The 709-nt window shown below is 47.8% G+C and carries 1 protein-coding gene; it reads left to right on the top strand.

The features are described 5' to 3' along the window. Positions 1–706: outer membrane protein assembly factor BamB (gene bamB / locus R7Q11_RS26290; protein ID WP_225467013.1), on the top strand; the 706-nt coding region annotated here is incomplete at its 5' end. Positions 707–709 lie beyond the last annotated feature (3 nt).

Genomic DNA, 709 nt, shown 5'->3' with positions numbered 1-709 from the left:
CTTGATCATCGTAAATACCAGCCGTGGCATGTTGATTGCTTTGGATGAAAGCTCTGGTGAGCAGCGCTGGGCACTAAGTACTGAAGTTCCAAACCTGACACTACGCGGCGACAGCACTCCAACTGCGATTGGTGGTGGTGTTTTCTGGGGTACGGCAAATGGTCGACTAGCCGCAGCGATTGTGGAGCGTGGTCAGCTTATTTGGCAACAACCAGTAGGCACACCGAAAGGCGCTACGGAAATTGACCGTCTGGTTGACGTTGACTCTTCTCCTATTGTACTGGGCGGAACTCTTTTCACCATTGGATACAATGGTCAGTTGATCGCTATTGATTTGCGTTCGGCTAACCCAATCTGGAAGCGTAATTATTCGTCAGCGAACGATATCGCAACGGACGGCAGTCGTATCTTTGTGATCACCGAAAAAGATCACGTGGTCGCGGTTGATGCTCGAAGCGGTACTGAACTGTGGGAAAATAGCCTATTAGAACACCGTCAGTTAACTGCGCCAGTTATCATCGGTAACTATTTAGTGTTAGGTGATACCCTAGGTTACCTGCACTGGTTAGATCGTTCGACGGGTGAGTTCGTAGCTCAACAATTCGTTGATGACAGTGGTTTTGCGGTTGGTCCGACTCTATTGTCTGATGGTTATGTCATTACAACTCGCAACGGCGATGTAAAGAAACTAACCATTAACGAATAATAT

It is taken from the genome of Vibrio sp. 970 (genome assembly GCF_033339075.1).
Note: the sequence above shows the minus strand (reverse complement) of the source record. Positions and strands in the feature narration are given on the sequence as shown.